Genomic DNA, 15,784 nt, shown 5'->3' with positions numbered 1-15,784 from the left:
AACGCGCGGTCAGGGCGAGACGATCTCGAGTTCGGGCGCATCGGTGGGCAGGATTTCCAGCTCGAGATCCTCCGGCGCGGCGGTGGCGTTGGCCTTCGGCATCACGATCTCCAGCTCGAGGTTGTCCGTCGCGGCGGTTGCGCTGTCTGCCGGTGTCACGATCTCCAGTTCGAGGTCTTCCGGCGCGGCCGTGGCGCTGTCTGCAGGCATCACGACTTCAAGTTCGAGATCATCCGTCGCGGCAGTGGCGCTGTCTGCCGGTGTCACGACTTCAAGTTCCAGGTCATCCGGCGCGGCCGTGGCGCTGTCTGCCGGCATCACGACTTCAAGTTCGAGGTCTCCCGGCGCGGGCGTGGTGCCGTTCTCCGGCACGATGGACTCCAGCTCGAGGATCGCGGGGAGCGCCGCCTCGACCACCTCGGGCGGCCGAACCTTGGGCCGCATCGCGACCAAATCCCGCGACGGGTTCCATCCCTCGGGGCGGGCGCGGGGCCGTACCGAAGACAGCGGCGTGCAGTATTTCTGCGACTTGGTCCAGGCCATCATCTCGTGCCGTTTCGCGCGGCTGACCAGCGGCCCCCAATCCGCCGCCACGCCGCGCATCCCGCGTGAGACGACCCCGTCACGCCGCACGGTGCGGGTCATGATCCGGATGGCGCAGGACAGGTTCGACGGCCCGTCGAGCAGCGCCTGCCCGCTGCGCGCCCGGCAGCCATACCCGCGCGCCGTGCCGGGCAGGATCTGCAACAGGCCGAACCAGCGCCCGCCGCCCCCCACGGCATGCGGCCGGTGGGTGCTTTCGTACCGCGCCAGGGCGGACAGGAAGCCGACCCAGAAGGCGCGGCGCTTTTCCGCCGAAGCGGTGGGATAGGCCGGGCACCAATCGGCGATATCGCGCGGGACCGTTTCCACCAGCGCCGCGCCGTGCTGCTTGAGCGCCGACAGCGCGCTGCGCGTCCAGAGGGCGGATTCGGCCCGGTGATCCCAGCGCGTGCGGGGAATCTGGGCGACGCGCGCGGGCGGAAAGACGCCGGCCTCGGCCCCTTCCGTTTCCTCGGCCTGCGATGCTGACGGCAAGAATAATAAATAAAGACAAAGTATTAGTCGACGCATCCCCCCGGATCCCCTTCCTTCGCCGTTTCCGTGGCACACATGCGCTGGCCGCATGTTTTCCCTGCCATCTCCCTCGACTTGCCCAAATTTGGGCCGAATACGCTGTCACAAACAGGAACGAATTCCATCTGAACAGGCAAAGTATGTTGAAATCGCGCAATCAGTCAAAGTCCGCGTCCGGAACCTTCTCGAAGCTGCGCGGGATGCTGACCGGGTCAGGCGGCAAGTCGGTGGCGCCGAAGATGCGGAAGATGTCCGAAAAGGACATCGACGCCCTGACCAAGCGCATCATCCTGCCCTCGCTTCCGGTGTCGGACGAGGAGATGGCCCGCGCCACGCACCAGGACAAGGGCCAGAAGCTCGCACGGCAGGACCGCTGGACCGAACTGTCGCGCCGGATCCGCTATGCCGACGAATCGCGCCTGACCACGCCGGGGGGCGAGACGGCCTCCTTGCTGCTGGCCTTCGGCGCGCGCAGCGACGTGGTGTCGGCCGCCGAGGACGCCCTGCACGACAATGCCGAGCCCAGCCCCGAGGGGATCGAGGCGCTGGAGGAGGTGCTGGAGGAAGAGCCGGGCGACTATGCCTGCGCGCTGGTCGTGGCGCTGGCGCACCTGGATATCGCCTGGGCCTGGCACAGCATCATGTTCGAAAGCACGCCCGAGAAAAGCCTGAACCGGGCGCATGAGCATCTCGAGCGGGCCGAGGAGATCCTGGCGCCCTATGACGGGGTGGCGCTCGACGCGCCGTCGGTCCTGGCGGCGCAATGCGCGCTCAACGCCACCAACGAGAAGCGCGGCCGCCACCTGGCCGAGGATTACGCCACGCTGATCGGGATCGACCCCGAGGGGCACCGCCACATGCGGGCCATGGGCCGGCACATGGTGCCGCTGCTGCGCAAGTCGCCCAACGTGCTGGAGATCGAGGCCCGCCGCGTCGCCTCGCAGACCGAGGACGTCTGGCAGGCAGGCGGCTATACCTGGGTCTATCTCGATGCGCTGACCGCCGATCCGCAGGCGATCGAGCTGCTGGATGCGGATTTCTTCATCGAGGGGATGGAGAACATCATCGACCGCAAGCGCGACCAGCACGTGATCAACCAGTTCGCCGCCTTCTGCGCCATTTCCATGGCGCCGCTGAAGCAGGACAAGCAGCTGTCGCGGCGCGGGCATGCGACGCGGGAACAGCTGCATGACTGCCTCGACTGGCTGCTGGCGGATTACCTGCAGGAGCTGCACCCGCTGATCTGGTCGCAGACGCTGCTGGCGCCGGGCCAGGTGTCGATGCTGCCCTCGCGCCGGGCGCTGGTGGTCAAGGGGCGCCAGACGGCGCTTCGGATCATCGCGGCGCGGTTCGCCAGCGAGATCGCCGATGGCAGCTCCATCGCGTTCTCGCCGCAGGGGATGTACCGGCTGCCGGCGCTTTGATCGTTGGCGGCGGGGGGCGCAGTCTTTAAAAGACTGCGGATCGACGTCTTTTAAAGACTTCGTGGGCGTTCCTGTCTGCCCGCGCCTCTTGCCCGTTCCGCCCGCCCGGTCTAGAACGCCGGACGATACGCAAACGGAGCGCCGCAGATGCTTGACCTGACCTACGAGCCCCCGAAACCCAAGGTGATCGCCGGGGCCAAGCACGACTGGGAACTGGTGATCGGCATGGAGGTGCATGCGCAGGTCGCCTCGAACGCCAAGCTGTTCTCGGGCGCCTCGACGCAGTTCGGGGCCGAGCCCAACTCGAACGTCGCCTTCGTGGATGCGGCCATGCCCGGCATGCTGCCCGTCATCAACGAGTTCTGCGTCGAGCAGGCGGTGCGCACGGGCCTTGGCCTGAAGGCGCAGATCAACCTGAAATCGGCCTTCGACCGGAAGAACTATTTCTATCCCGACCTGCCGCAGGGCTACCAGATCTCGCAGCTCTACCACCCGATCGTGGGCGAGGGCGAGATCATCGTCGACATGGAACCCGGGATCGCCCGCAAGGTGCGCATCGAGCGCATCCACATGGAGCAGGATGCCGGCAAGTCGATCCACGACATGGATCCGCACATGTCCTTCGTCGATCTCAACCGCACGGGCGTCTGCCTGATGGAGATCGTTTCCCGCCCCGACATTCGCGGACCCGAGGAGGCGGCGGCCTACGTGCTGAAGCTGCGCCAGATCCTGCGGTACCTGGGCACCTGCGACGGGAACATGCAGAACGGCAACCTGCGGGCCGACGTGAATGTCTCGGTCTGCCGCCCCGGCGCCTACGAGAAATACATGGAAACGCAGGATTTCTCGCATCTCGGCACCCGTTGCGAGATCAAGAACATGAACTCGATGCGCTTCATCCAGATGGCCATCGATTACGAGGCGCGCCGCCAGATCGCGATTGTCGAGGGCGGGGGCGAGATCGTGCAGGAAACCCGGCTCTACGATCCGGACAAGAACGAGACCCGCTCGATGCGGTCGAAGGAAGAAGCGCATGATTACCGCTACTTCCCCGACCCCGACCTGCTGCCGCTCGAGATCGAGCAGGAGTGGGTGGATGGCATTGCCGAGTCCCTGCCCGAGCTGCCGGACGAGAAGAAATCGCGCTTCGTCAACAATTTCGGGCTCAGCGAATACGACGCCAACGTCCTGACCGCCGAGCATGAGAACGCGGCCTTCTTCGAGGCGGCGGCCGAGGGCCGCGACGGCAAGCTGGTGGCGAACTGGGTCATCAACGAGCTGTTCGGGCGGCTGAAGAAGGAAGGCCACGACATCACCGAAAGCCCGGTTTCCCCCGCGCAGCTTGGCGGGATCGTCGACCTGATCTCTTCCGATGCCATCTCGGGCAAGATCGCCAAGGACCTGTTCGAGATCGTCTATACCGAGGGCGGCGACCCGGCGAAGATCGTCGAGGAGCGCGGCATGAAGCAGGTCACCGACACCGGCGCCATCGAGACGGCGGTCGACCAGATCATCGCCGACAACCCCGCGCAGGTGGAGAAGGCGCAGTCGAACCCCAAGCTGGCCGGCTGGTTTGTCGGACAGGTGATGAAGGCCACGGGCGGCAAGGCCAACCCGAAGGCCGTGAACGAGATCGTGCAGCAGAAGCTGGGGATTTGAGTTAACGGTCGATTAAGACCTGTTGAGAAACGGTTAAGCGCCCTGCGGATTCGCCCTGCGGGGCGTTTTCGCGTTTGCGACCCCGGCGCCACGTCCTTGGCGGGGCCAAAAACCGGGCGTCGCCTCACCGCCCCCCTGTAACACCCATGTAACAGCCACATTACAAACAGTGCTTTATCGGATGGACACGGTGGCACAACATTTCGTATAGACATGCATCTCAAGGCACATACAGATGAACAAGATGCACCGTTATTTCCTGTTTTGTGGCATCCCCGCACTCCTGTTTTACGTCGTCTCGCTGACCCTCCTCACGCAATCCGGCTTTACCCTGATCGAGATCCTGCGTGACACGGCGCAGAGCACGGGGCAGTCGAGCTTCCTTGGCTTCCTGTCCAATATCGGCGTCTGGTTCTGGGTGGCGGCAGGCGCCATCTGCCTGGCGCGGGCGCTGTCCTTCGAGCGCGGGGGCGATGACCGCCTGCGCCGGCTGCTGTTCCTTGTCGGGGGCTTCTCGCTGGTGCTGGCGGCGGATGACTTCTTCCTGATCCATGACCGGTACATCGCCGAAGGCATCGTGGTGCCGCTTTACGCGATCTTCCTGTGGCGGCTGCTGTCGAAGCACCGGCAGGCGATCTTCGCGGTGAACGGGGCGGCCTTTCTCGGGGCCGGCGCGCTTCTGGGGATGTCGGTGGGCATCGACGCGGTGCAGGAGGTGATCGGCATTCCCTACGCCGTGAACCAGGTGATCGAGGAAGGGATGAAGTTCCTCGGCGCCGCCACGTGGCTTTACTTCTGCTACGAGGCTGCGGCGCTCAGGGAGCGCATCGCCGCCCCCGCCATGGAAGAACCGGTTCCGCCCATCGTCGACAGCTTCGCGCAGCCGGGGGAGTAGGGCCTCAGCCGCTCGCGGCCTTCCGCCTGATCCCGATCCGGCTGCCCACCCCTTCGGGCGCGGGCAGCCTGGCATGGGCCCGGGCCAGCTCCGCCAGCCTGTGCTGGATATGCTCGGGCATCGGCGCCACTTTTGGCCCGCCGAGATCGACATGCAGGGTCAGCCCCTCGCCCGTGGCCGACAGCCAGCCATCCTCGTGATAGAGTTCCTGGAAGGTGTGGAACCGCTTCTCGTCATGGTCGAGGATGCGGATGCGGGAATAGAGCCGGTCGCCCAGCTTGACCTCGCGCAGGTAGCGGACGTGGAACTCGGCCGCGAAGGTGGTGTGGTTGGTCTCGGCCACGTAATGCGCGCCGAAGCCCAGCCAATCCCACAGCTGGTCCGAGGCGCGGTCGAACACCACCGTGTAATAGCCCATGTTCAAATGATTGTTGTAGTCGATCCAGCCCTTCTCGATCTCGAGAAGGGAGGACACGAACGGGCCGGTATCGGTCATGGTCACGCGTGCTGATTCAAGGGTCGCGGCAAGATAGGGCGAAGCCGCGAGGGAGTGCAAAGGGTTTCTCCCCGCGGCGTCGATGCGCGAAGAGGAGGCTGGAAATTGCCGCCATCCCCCGCCATAGTACCAATTCACGCGGGCCCGGGCCGGATTGGTCTGGTGCGCGCGGTGGTGAAGGCCCAGCGGGGGAGCACGCATGCAGAAGGACCTCGACGACAGCGCGCGCGGGATCGTCACCGGCCAGCCGGTGGGGGCGACGGTGCAGATCGTCGTGGACACGCTGTTTGCGCGGATCAAGTCGGAGGAATACCCGACCGACACGCGCCTGCCCTCGGAACGGACCCTGGCCGCGGAGCTGGGGGTGGCAAGGAACACGGTGCGCGAGGCGCTCGACGTGCTGGAAAGCCAGAAGGCCATTCGCCGGCGGCCGGGCTCGGGCAGTTTCGTGACCTACCGCTCGGCCGCGCCGGGGGATGCGGCGACGGCATCGGTGGCGGACGAGACCAGCCCGCTGCATCACCTCGTGGTGCGGGGGATCCTCGAGCCGGAGATGGTGCGGCTGGCGGTGGTGAACATGACCCCGCGCGAGATCAACGACCTGTCGGAGACTTTGTCGAAGATCGAGACGATCCAGACGGATGTGGACGCGTTCATCGAACTGGAAGAGAAGCTGTATACGCAGATCGCCGAGGGCACGGGAAACCCGTTGCTGGCGTCGTGCTACCGGCTGACGATCGAGACCTACCGGCAGAGCTTTCGCACCAAGCTGCGGCGGCGGAACCTGACGCCGAAGCGGATGCAGGATTACCAGAAGCGGTACAATACGCTGTTCAACGCGATTGCCTCGCGGGACGTGGCGAGCGCGGTGGAGTTCATCAAGCTGCACCTGGTGGAAGAGCAGAAGCTGTTGTTGCAGGATTTTTGAGGGGTTAGCGGAAGGTGGGTTTCACCCACCCTACCAGGTTCGGCACACGCCCGGAGTCGAGCCGCGCCTTGGCGCGGCGCCGGGCGAGCGCCGGCCCGTCCCGGCGGGCAGGCGCTTTGGCGGGTGTTGCGTTACGTTCTTGGGATGGATGTAGGCTGCACCATAAATTGCCATCCACCTCCGTTTCATCGCCTCCCCACGGGCCGGCGCTCGCCCGGCGGCGGCAACGTCGCGCCCCTTGCCTAAAACGGTGGTATTGGCGGCTAAAGACGGCCAAAATCCAACGTCGGTATTACGTCGGTATCTTGTCGGTATAACGTCGGTGCGCGCCCCCTACTCCGCCACCGTCCTTGCCCCCAGCTTGGTCTCGCGGGCAGGCCCGGTGAGGCGCTGTTCCCACATCTGGCCCAGGTCCAGCATCTCGCGCCGCAGCGCGCCGCTATGGGCGTGCAGCCAGCCGGGGACCGAGCCGAATTCCTCGATCCGCGCCTTGCCGTCGCGGATCGACACGACCGGCCAGTCGCCGACCAGCGCGTTGTCGATCCCGAAAAGCTCCGTCCCCCACCATTCCGCCGGGCCGAAGGCGTGGGTGACGTGGCCCAGCTGCTTCATCGCCGCCAGAACCGAGACCGGGTTGACCGTGCCCGCCTTTTCGACCGCGGCGTGCCAGATATCGAGGATGGCGGCGTATTCCCAGCTCACCGCCGACCAGCTTTTCGGGTAGCGGTTGTTGAACTCCTCGTAGAAGACGTTGGGCTGGTTGAAGAAGAACGCCTTTTCCCGCAGCGCCGGGTCGTCGAAATCGGGGAACTGGAAGGTGACGCCTTCCATGAATTCCGCCCCCAGCTTGCCCACCAGCCGATCGTAATGGTCGAAGGTGCAGGACAGGATGCGGCCCTTGAAGCCCTGCGCATGGGCGTATTCGGTCATGGCGTGGACCATGGGCGTGTAACTGGTGCACCAGCAGAGGATGTCGGGGTCAGCCGCCAGCATGGGCCCCACGATCTCGGCCGGATCGCCGCCCGAAGCGGGGTATTGCACCTCGCGCACGATCTCGACGCCGGCCGCCTTGAAGGCCGCGCGGTAGGTGGCGAGCGAGGGCAGGCCCATCCCGTCCTTCTGGGCACAGAGGGCGACGGTTTTCAGGCCCGGCTGCGTGCGCGTCAGCCAGTCGACCCCGGTGACCACGTAGACCGGGTGCACCTCGGACGGCGCGATCAGGTAGGGCGTGTCGGGCGACAGGTCGGAGGGCAGCAGCGTCGAGGTCAGGATGCGCTTCTCGGTCAGGTAGTCGCCGACGGCGGCGTAATCGTCGCCGCCCAGCATCATCATCAGCTTGACGTCATGGCCCTGGACCAGTTCCACGGCGCCTTCATGCGCCTCGTCCGGCCCGGCCCCGCAATCATGGGCGTGGATGCGAATCGGGTAGCGCCGCCCGCCGATCAGGAGCCCGCCCGCGCGGTTGAGCCAGCCTTCCCAGATGCGGCAGCCATGCAGCCCCGGCAGGCCCCAGCTTTCCGCCTGCCCCGACAGCGGCGCGAGAAAGCCGATATTCACGGTGTTGGCCATGCCGACGGAAAGCCTTGGCATGGCACCGGAAATCGCCAGCCGCTGTGCGAAACTCGAAGCTTCCAACCGTACACGTCCTTTCTGCAGCCTGGTTGGGCAAGTCTAGGGGGAATCTGCCCGCCTGAACAGGTTTGTTGTTGACAGATTGGTTCACGCTTTGGTTTCCTGAAATGAACCAAAAGTACCAAATTAAAATATTGGTTCAATACAGACAGGGAGACCAGCAGAATGGCCAAGAAAAGAGTTGCGATCATCGGTGCGGGGCCGTCGGGCCTTGCGCAGTTGCGCGCGTTCCAGTCCGCCAAGGACAAGGGCGAGGACATCCCCGAGATCGTCTGCTACGAGAAGCAGTCGACCTGGGGGGGCCTGTGGAACTACACGTGGCGCACCGGGGTCGACAAGGATGGCGAGCCCTGCCACGGCTCGATGTACCGCTACCTTTGGTCGAACGGGCCGAAGGAAGGGCTCGAATTCGCCGACTACTCCTTCGACGAGCATTTCGGGCAGGAGATCGCCAGCTACCCGCCGCGCGCGGTGCTTTTCGACTATATCGAGGGCCGCGTGAAGAAGGCCGGCGTGCGCGACTGGATCCGGTTCAACAACGTGGTGCGCGACGTGAGCTACGACGACGCGTCGGGCAAGTTCACCGTCACCGCGCGGGACAGCGAGAAGGACGCCGAGACGGTCGAGGAATACGACCACGTGATCGTCGCCTCGGGCCATTTCTCGGTGCCGAACGTGCCGGAATACCCGGGCTTCGACGGGTTCAACGGCCGCATCCTGCACGCCCACGATTTCCGCGATGCGCGCGAGTTCGAGGGCAAGAACATCCTGATCATGGGCTCCAGCTACTCGGCCGAGGATATCGGTTCGCAGTGCTGGAAATACGGCGCCAAGTCGATCGTGTCCTGCTACCGGTCGGGGCCGATGGGCTATGACTGGCCCGACAACTGGGACGAGGTGCCCGCGCTCGACCGGGTCGAGGGGCGCACGGCGCATTTTAGCGACGGGACCAGCCGCGAGGTCGATGCCATCATCCTGTGCACCGGCTACAAGCACCATTTCAACTTCCTGCCCGACGACCTGCGCCTGAAGACGGCGAACCGGCTGGCGACGACCGATCTCTACAAGGGCGTGGTCTGGGTGCATAACCCCAAGCTCTTCTACCTCGGGATGCAGGACCAGTGGTTCACCTTCAACATGTTCGACGCCCAGGCCTGGTGGGTGCGTGACGCGATCATGGGCAAGCTCGATATCCCCGACCGCGCCGCGATGGATGCCGACTGGCAGAAGCGGCAGGCCGACGAGGACGCGCTGGAGGACGATTACGCCTGCATCAAGTACCAGGGCGATTACGTGGCCGAGCTGATCGCCGAGACGGATTACCCGAGCTTCGATGTCGATAAGGCCTGCGAGCAGTTCTACAAGTGGAAGAAGCACAAGAAGAAGGACATCATGGCCTTCCGCGACAACGGCTATGTCTCGCCGCTGACGGGCAAGCAGGCCCCGGCGCACCACACGCCGTGGAAGGATGCGCTCGACGATAGTCTCGAGGCGTACCTGCAGACGGGACGCTGATTTCAACGCACACCGGGCGCCGGCCGCACAACTCCCCGAGTGGCCGGCGCCCTTACTCAGGTCAGAGCGATGACCGCCCGGCCCCTGGTGGCCGGGATTTTTTTTGAAGCGGGTGCCGGTGCGCCGATCACGGACGGGCCGGCCTCATGCAGCCGCGCCCGGCGCCGCCGGATATTCCTGAACGAACCGCTCGCGCAGGGCCAGGCTCATCGCGGCCGGAAGGATCGCCGCCCCCAGGAACATCACCGCCATCCCCAGCGTGTCGGACACCGCGCCCGCCACGGCCGGGCCGAGGATATTGCCCGCCGCCGTGGCCAGCAGGGCGGCGGTGAAGCTCAGCGTCGGCTTCGAGGGGAAGAGCCGTTCGGACCAGAAGGCGAGGATCGCGCTGGTCACCATCACGTGCACCCCCTGCAGCGCCGCCGAGCCCGCCAGCCCGGCCCAGCTTCCCGGCAGCAGCGCCGCCAGCGCCAGCGACCCGGCCCCGGCCAGCATCACCAGCCGCAGAAGGGGCGTAAGGCCCAGCCGGTCGCGGAACCGGCCGGTCAGCAGCCCGGCCAGCCCCGCGAGGCCGAAGCACAGGAACACGATCGCCGGCGTCGCCGCCCCCGGCACGCCCGGCACGCCGCCCGCGGCGGTGAAGTGACGGCCCGCGAAGGAGATGTAGATCGCCGAGGTGGTGCCGAAGGCGAAGGCCACCGCGAGAAGCGGCAGGATGGCGGGCTCGCACAGCCCGCGCCAGGAGCGGCGGGCGACCGGCTCGGTGTCCTTGTCGACGTGGCGCAGGGCCGCCCAGTTGGCAACCAGCGCGCCCGCCGCCGCCAGCGTGAAGAGCGCCCAGCAGACCCGCCACGACACCCCCGTCAGCACCATCGCCAGCGCCGCCGCCCCCGCCAGCGCGATGCCGACGCTGGTGCCGGTGCTGATCTCGGACAGGGCGGTGGCCCGGTCGATGTCGCGGACCTTGCGGTGGACCGCGTCGTTGAACGGCGTCCAGGCGAAGCCGGCGCTGGCCGAGGCGAAGAACACCCCGGCGGCCAGTATGGGCAACGAGGGCGCGGCCGCCACCATCCCCATGCCCAGCGTGGCAGAGAGGAGGCCCGCCAGCACGGGCGCCTCGGGCCCCTGACGGTTGAGCAGCAGCTGCGCAGACAGGAGCGCCAGGAAGAACCCCACGAAGCCGAGGCTGGAGACAAGGCCGATGGTCGTGCCGTCGAGCGAGAACACCCCGCTGAAGGCCGGCACGAAAAGGCCGAACCCCATGCGGCCGGGGCCGTAGCTGATCGCGGTGGCCGCGAAACCGGCGGCCGAAAGGCTGTGAAAATAGGTGATGGCGCGGCCTCCCTTCCATGCAGGAATGAAAAGGTCTGGCAAAGGTTCCACGCGGGTCGAGGATACCGCGAAGGAAGGCCAGTTACGGCCTAGGCAGCTTGGGCGTGCCTATCGCATGCAGGATTCACCCTTGGTGTTCGCGACGTGGGCGTCCAGCTCGCCGCTCAGCCTTTGCAGGTCGGCATAGGGAATGTCGATCGACACCACCTGTTCATGGCTGACCCCGCCAAGGCGCGACTTTTCGCGACCCAGCCCGATCGCGAAGGTGTAGCTGCTGTTTCCGGCAAGGCTTTGCTCGAGGAATTCCGAAAGGCTCCGCCCGTCCTGCATCTGAACCGTATCCGTGCTCAGCCCGTAATGCCGCTTGTTATCGATATAGCCAAGGGTTTCCCTCTCCGACGACGGAGGAACGGGAACGTCGATGACGTTGTCGTTGACGATGAACTGGAACGTGGTCTCGCTGGTTCTCATCATGGCCTGGTACTCGTCTCCGAGCATACCGGTGATGACCCGGAAGCCTTCGGTGATCTTCCTGCTTCCGTACTGGGGTTCAAAGATATTTTTATACCATTGAAGTTTCACGACAAAATCACCGGAATAAAATCGTAATTCTTCGTTGAAATCGAAGTTCGTTTTGGGCTTGGTCAACTGCGGCGCAAAGGCGCTGGTAAGGCTATGCGACTCTTTGACAAGGTAGACATTCTCCATCGACGACGGCGCCTTGCAAGGCGCGGCGTGTGCCGAAACGCCAATGAAAGCGGCCAGAAAGGCGGCCAATGCGTAATTCATGAAATTTCCCTCCACCCGAGCCGGACCAATGCGTCCGGCTGCTCCCGGGGGTCAGGTTACCCCAAAAAGCGAGGCTTGCTAGGAAATTCGCCTCGCCCCGCGCATTTTCTCCGCGCCGCTCCGGCCTACCCCGCGCTGACCGCCGTGCCGAGCCGCGCCGCCTTCTGCCCCCGCCCCTCGCGCCCCAGCGCCCGGCAGAGCACCGCGACGGGGATGAGGCCGAAGCCCACCAGCACCAGCGAGGGCACCGCCGCCTCGGCCAGCCGCTCGTCGGCGGCGAGGCGGTGGGCCTGGACCGCCAGTGTCTGGAAGTTGAACGGGTGCAGGATCAGCGTGGCGGGCAGTTCCTTCATCACGTCGACGAAGACGATCAGCAGCGCCGTCAGCACCGAGTTGCGCGCCACCGGCAGGTGGATGCGCCAGAGCAGGCGCTGGCCCGGCTGGCCCAGCGAGCGGCCGATCGCGTCGAGGTGATGGGGGATGGTGGCCATGCCGCTGTCATAGGCGTTGAGGGCGGCGGCCATGAAACGGGCCATGTAGGCCAGCACCATCAGCCAGATCGAGCCGGTGATCAGCAGCCCGGTGTCGATGCCGAACCGCGCCTCCATGACCCCGTCGATCAGGTTGTCGAGCGCGGCCATGGGCACCATCAGGCCGACGGCGATCACCCCGCCCGGCACCGCGTAGCCCACGCCCGCGCCGATCACGATCAGTTTCGAGCTGCGCGAGGGCCGGGTGCGGGCGCGGAAGCCGATGAGGATGGCGCCCAGCACGGTCAGCACCGCCGCCACCCCCGCCACGGTGACCGAGTTCTGCATCAGCCCGACATAGCGCGACGACAGGAGCGACTGGCCCGAGCCGATGGCCATGCTGCCCAGCATCAGCACCGGGATGACGAAGCCCAGCAGCACCGGCAGGAGGCAGAGCGCGCAGGCGATCCAGCCCTTGGCGCCGGTCAGGCGGGGCCGCTCCATCGTCTCGAACCGCGTGCCGCGCCCGGCGGTGCGGGCCCGCCCCCGCTGGGCGCGTTCGAGCCCGGCGAGCAGCAGGGCGAAGCTCAGGAGGCAGAGCGAGAGCTGCGCCGCCGCCGCCCGGTCGCCGAGGCTGAACCACGCCTGGTAGATGCCGGTGGCGAAGGTCTGGACGTTGAAGAAGGCGACGGTGCCGTAATCCGCGATGGTCTCCATGATCGCCAGAAGCGCGCCGCCGGCGATGGCGGGCCGCGCCATGGGCAGGGCGACGCGGTAGAAGGCCTTGAGCGGCGAGCGGCCCAGCGTGCGGGCGACGAGGAAGGCATTGGCCGATTGCTGGCGGAACGAGGCGCGCGCCAGCAGGTAGACGTAGGGGTAAAGCACGATGGTCAGCATCAGGGCCGCCCCCCCGATGGAGCGCACCTCGGGAAACCAGTAATCGCGCGGGCCCCAGCCCATCACGTCGCGCAGCGCCGTCTGCACCGGCCCCGGATGGTCGAGCATGTAGGTATAGGCATAGGCCATCACGTAGGCCGGGAAGGCCAGCGGCAGGGCCAGCGCAATCTCCAGCCAGCGGGCGCCGGGGAAGCGGTAGACCGTCACCAGCCAGGCCGTCACGCTGCCGATCACCGCTGTCGAGAGGCCGACGATCACCACGAGGATCAGCGTGGTCCGTGCATAGCGCGGCAGGACCGAGGCCAGCACCTCGCGCCAGGTATCGAGGTCGCCGGTGAAGGCCGCCAGCGCCGCCGCGAGGATGGGCGCGACGCAGAACGCCACGACAACCCATGCCAGCCGGTGCAGGACGGTTTCGCTCAGCATTCTTTGATCCGGTCCGCCTTTGGTTCCCTATCGCCGCGCCAGGGCGCGGTGTGCCTGCCTACCCGTCCGCCCACATGCGGTAAAGGTTGCTTTTCGCCTTGAAGAGCCGGTCGAAGGCCGGGGTCTTGCCGTGCTCGTCGAAGATCGAGCGGGTGGCGACGTCGAGATCGTGCAGCACCTCGCGCTTGGCCGCGTCGCGCACCCAGCTTGTCACCCAGCCCACGACCGCCACGCGCTCGCCCGTGGTGACGGGTTCGACCCGGTGCAGGGCCGAGGTGGGGTAAAGCACCATGTCGCCGGCCTGAAGCCGGATCACCCGTTCCTCGAGAACGTCGTCGATGACCAGCCCGCCGCCCTCGTATTCCTCGGGCTCCGAGAGGTAGAGGGTAAAGGAGAGGTCGGTGCGGGACCCCTTCATGATCGGGTCGTCCACGTGGAAGCCGTATTCCATGCCGGGGCCATAGCGCGACAGCAGCGAGCGGGCGATCTTGCGGGGCCGCGCGACGGAGCGGAAGAGCTCGTTCTTGAAGAGGGTCTTGCGCACCGAGGCGAGGATCTCGTCCAGATCGGCCGAGGGTTTGGCCTGCAGGTTCGACTTCACGTCGCGGGCATAGCGGCCCGCCGTGGCCCGGCCGTCCTGGAATTCGATGGCGTCGGCGGCGCGGCGCAGCTCCGCCACCTCGTTCTTGGTCAGCACGTCTCCGATCACCATGAACATGGGTCAGTACACCTTCGACAGGGCCAGGTCCATCCGCCCGGCGGCGCCGTGGAGGAGGCTGGCATCGGGGTCCAGACCCGCCGCTTGCAGGTCGGTGAAGGCCGGGTCGGCAAAGGCCAGCGCGGCGAGCAGGCCCTGGCCCGCGCGGGCGATGCGTTCGTTGCCGGCATCGGCCAGCTCTCCGGCCTCGGTTTTCGCCAGTTCGATCATGCCCCAGGCGGCCTGGTAGGCGGCGGGGTCGGTGATCTTCGAGCCTTCAACGGCGGCGGCGTAGGTCTTGCCCGCCTCGCGTGTCAGCGCGATGAGCGCGCGGAACTGGGCGCGGGCGGTGGTTTCGCGGCGGGCGTCTTCGAAAAGGTCGCGGGCCGCTTCGTATTGCGCCTGGGGCTCGCCGTCCTGAAGGGCGGCGTCTAGTGCGTCCAGCGCCTCGGGCACGCCGTCGATGCCGCGGGCCTCGAGCGCGTCCAGCGCCTCGGCCTCTTGCGTGGCGAGCAGGGCCGAGGCCGCTTCGGCCTCGCCGTCCTCGGCCAGCGCGGTGGCGGCGCGCAACCGGCCTTCCAGTTGTCCGAGCGCCACGAGGAAGGCGTCGTCGTCGAGCCTTGCCTCGGTGGCCTCGCCTTCACCCTCACCTTCTCCCTCGCCTTCACCTTCTCCCTCGCCCTCGCCCTCTCCTTCGCCCTCGCCGGCGGCGAGCCAGTAGCTGTCGGGCAGGTCGGCCTCGGCCGGGGTGATGACGGCGGCATGGGCCGCGGTGGCCAGACCGGCGGCCAGCGTTCCGACGGTCAGCGTGCGCCGGGCGGTCACAAGCCGGCGGGGTTTGCGGGGCGTCTGCGTCATGGCGCGATCCTTTCGGGAAGCTCTGAAATCATGGACGCCGCATGTGGGACATGCGGCGCCTGCAGGGTGGGTTGGCCGGTGGCTGGCCGGAGGTCAGGAGCCTTCGCCCTCACCTTCGCCTTCGCCCTCACCTTCGCCTTCGCCTTCGCCTTCGCCCTCACCTTCACCTTCTCCGGAGGACTCGCCTTCGCCTTCCTCGGAATACTCCTCGGTGCCTTCGCCCTCGCCTTCACCCTCGGCTTCACCTTCGCCCTCGGCTTCCCCCTCGCCTTCGCTTTCGCCCTCACCGGAGGCCAGCAGAACCCAGTCAGGCGTGTCGGTCATGTCGGGGGTCGCCACGGCGGCATGGGCGGCGGTGCCACCGGCGACGACGGCGGCCAGCGTGCCCAGCGCGACGCTGCGGCGGGCGGCGACAAGACGGCGGGGTTTTTCGGGGGTGTCGGTCATGTCTGGATCTCCTCGGGTTCCTGATAGAAATCATTGGTATTGCCCGGCGCCACCCCTGTCAACAAAGCCATGCATTCTTGTCAGGATTGGAAATCCGGCCGCCGAACCGGCCCGAACCACGGCCAGGCCCCCGCCCCGCGCCACGCCGCAAGCCTTTGACCTTTTGATAAAAATTCCCATAGACCGCTGGTTTGGCTGACTTT

The 15,784-nt window shown here is 66.5% G+C and carries 14 protein-coding genes; 5 read left to right on the top strand and 9 right to left on the bottom strand.

Annotation, left to right across the window (positions count from 1 at the left end; all coding sequences use genetic code 11):
- Positions 1-9: 9 nt before the first annotated feature.
- Positions 10-1,077, bottom strand: a complete 1,068-nt coding sequence (locus QUV18_RS23540; protein ID WP_366914617.1) for a transglycosylase SLT domain-containing protein — start codon at positions 1,075-1,077, stop codon at positions 10-12.
- A gap of 239 nt (positions 1,078-1,316) precedes the next feature.
- On the opposite strand from QUV18_RS23540, the gene QUV18_RS04325 reads away from it, so the two are divergent.
- The 3 genes from QUV18_RS04325 to QUV18_RS04315 all read left to right on the top strand — a co-directional run bounded on the left by QUV18_RS04325 (position 1,317) and on the right by QUV18_RS04315 (position 5,094).
- On the top strand, positions 1,317-2,540 hold the full coding sequence (locus QUV18_RS04325) for a hypothetical protein (RefSeq protein WP_300892203.1): 1,224 nt from the start codon (positions 1,317-1,319) through the stop codon (positions 2,538-2,540).
- 147 nt (positions 2,541-2,687) lie between these two features.
- The gene (gatB, locus tag QUV18_RS04320; RefSeq protein ID WP_300892202.1) at positions 2,688-4,199 is read left to right on the top strand and encodes an Asp-tRNA(Asn)/Glu-tRNA(Gln) amidotransferase subunit GatB; all 1,512 of its coding nucleotides are present in this window, start codon (positions 2,688-2,690) and stop codon (positions 4,197-4,199) included.
- A 235-nt stretch (positions 4,200-4,434) separates the two neighbouring features.
- Entirely contained in the window at positions 4,435-5,094 is a 660-nt protein-coding gene (locus QUV18_RS04315; RefSeq protein ID WP_300892201.1) for a hypothetical protein, read from the top strand.
- 4 nt (positions 5,095-5,098) lie between these two features.
- On the opposite strand, the gene QUV18_RS04310 is transcribed toward QUV18_RS04315, so the two are convergent.
- Positions 5,099-5,590, bottom strand: a complete 492-nt coding sequence (locus QUV18_RS04310) for a thioesterase family protein (RefSeq protein ID WP_300892200.1) — start codon at positions 5,588-5,590, stop codon at positions 5,099-5,101.
- Positions 5,591-5,789: 199 nt separating this feature from the next.
- On the opposite strand from QUV18_RS04310, the gene QUV18_RS04305 reads away from it, so the two are divergent.
- On the top strand, positions 5,790-6,518 hold the full coding sequence (locus QUV18_RS04305; protein WP_300892199.1) for an FCD domain-containing protein: 729 nt from the start codon (positions 5,790-5,792) through the stop codon (positions 6,516-6,518).
- Positions 6,519-6,851: 333 nt separating this feature from the next.
- On the opposite strand, the gene QUV18_RS04300 is transcribed toward QUV18_RS04305, so the two are convergent.
- Positions 6,852-8,153 carry an ABC transporter substrate-binding protein gene (locus QUV18_RS04300; protein ID WP_300892198.1) on the bottom strand — a complete coding sequence of 434 codons (1,302 nt, stop codon included), beginning with the start codon at positions 8,151-8,153 and terminating at the stop codon, positions 6,852-6,854.
- Positions 8,154-8,315: 162 nt separating this feature from the next.
- Between QUV18_RS04300 and QUV18_RS04295 the strand changes: the two genes are divergently transcribed.
- The gene (locus tag QUV18_RS04295; RefSeq protein ID WP_300892197.1) at positions 8,316-9,665 is read left to right on the top strand and encodes an NAD(P)/FAD-dependent oxidoreductase; all 1,350 of its coding nucleotides are present in this window, start codon (positions 8,316-8,318) and stop codon (positions 9,663-9,665) included.
- Positions 9,666-9,809: 144 nt separating this feature from the next.
- On the opposite strand, the gene QUV18_RS04290 is transcribed toward QUV18_RS04295, so the two are convergent.
- The 6 genes from QUV18_RS04290 to QUV18_RS04265 all read right to left on the bottom strand — a co-directional run bounded on the left by QUV18_RS04290 (position 9,810) and on the right by QUV18_RS04265 (position 15,581).
- Positions 9,810-11,048 (bottom strand): MFS transporter, encoded by a 1,239-nt coding sequence (locus tag QUV18_RS04290; RefSeq protein WP_300892196.1) that lies wholly within the window; start codon positions 11,046-11,048, stop codon positions 9,810-9,812.
- A 57-nt stretch (positions 11,049-11,105) separates the two neighbouring features.
- Complete coding sequence (locus QUV18_RS04285) at positions 11,106-11,786, bottom strand: hypothetical protein (RefSeq protein ID WP_300892195.1); 681 nt, start codon at positions 11,784-11,786, stop codon at positions 11,106-11,108.
- A gap of 125 nt (positions 11,787-11,911) precedes the next feature.
- The gene (locus QUV18_RS04280; RefSeq protein WP_300892653.1) at positions 11,912-13,576 is read right to left on the bottom strand and encodes an iron ABC transporter permease; all 1,665 of its coding nucleotides are present in this window, start codon (positions 13,574-13,576) and stop codon (positions 11,912-11,914) included.
- Positions 13,577-13,637: 61 nt separating this feature from the next.
- Complete coding sequence (locus QUV18_RS04275; protein ID WP_300892194.1) at positions 13,638-14,297, bottom strand: Fe2+-dependent dioxygenase; 660 nt, start codon at positions 14,295-14,297, stop codon at positions 13,638-13,640.
- Positions 14,298-14,300: 3 nt separating this feature from the next.
- Positions 14,301-15,134, bottom strand: coding sequence for a hypothetical protein (locus QUV18_RS04270; protein WP_300892193.1), 834 nt, complete (start codon positions 15,132-15,134; stop codon positions 14,301-14,303).
- Positions 15,135-15,227: 93 nt separating this feature from the next.
- Positions 15,228-15,581 (bottom strand): hypothetical protein, encoded by a 354-nt coding sequence (locus QUV18_RS04265; protein ID WP_300892192.1) that lies wholly within the window; start codon positions 15,579-15,581, stop codon positions 15,228-15,230.
- Between the last annotated feature and the right edge of the window lie 203 nt (positions 15,582-15,784).

Origin of the sequence: Roseovarius sp. (genome assembly GCF_030373445.1) — a bacterium.
Taxonomy (GTDB): domain Bacteria; phylum Pseudomonadota; class Alphaproteobacteria; order Rhodobacterales; family Rhodobacteraceae; genus Roseovarius.
Note: the sequence above shows the minus strand (reverse complement) of the source record. Positions and strands in the feature narration are given on the sequence as shown.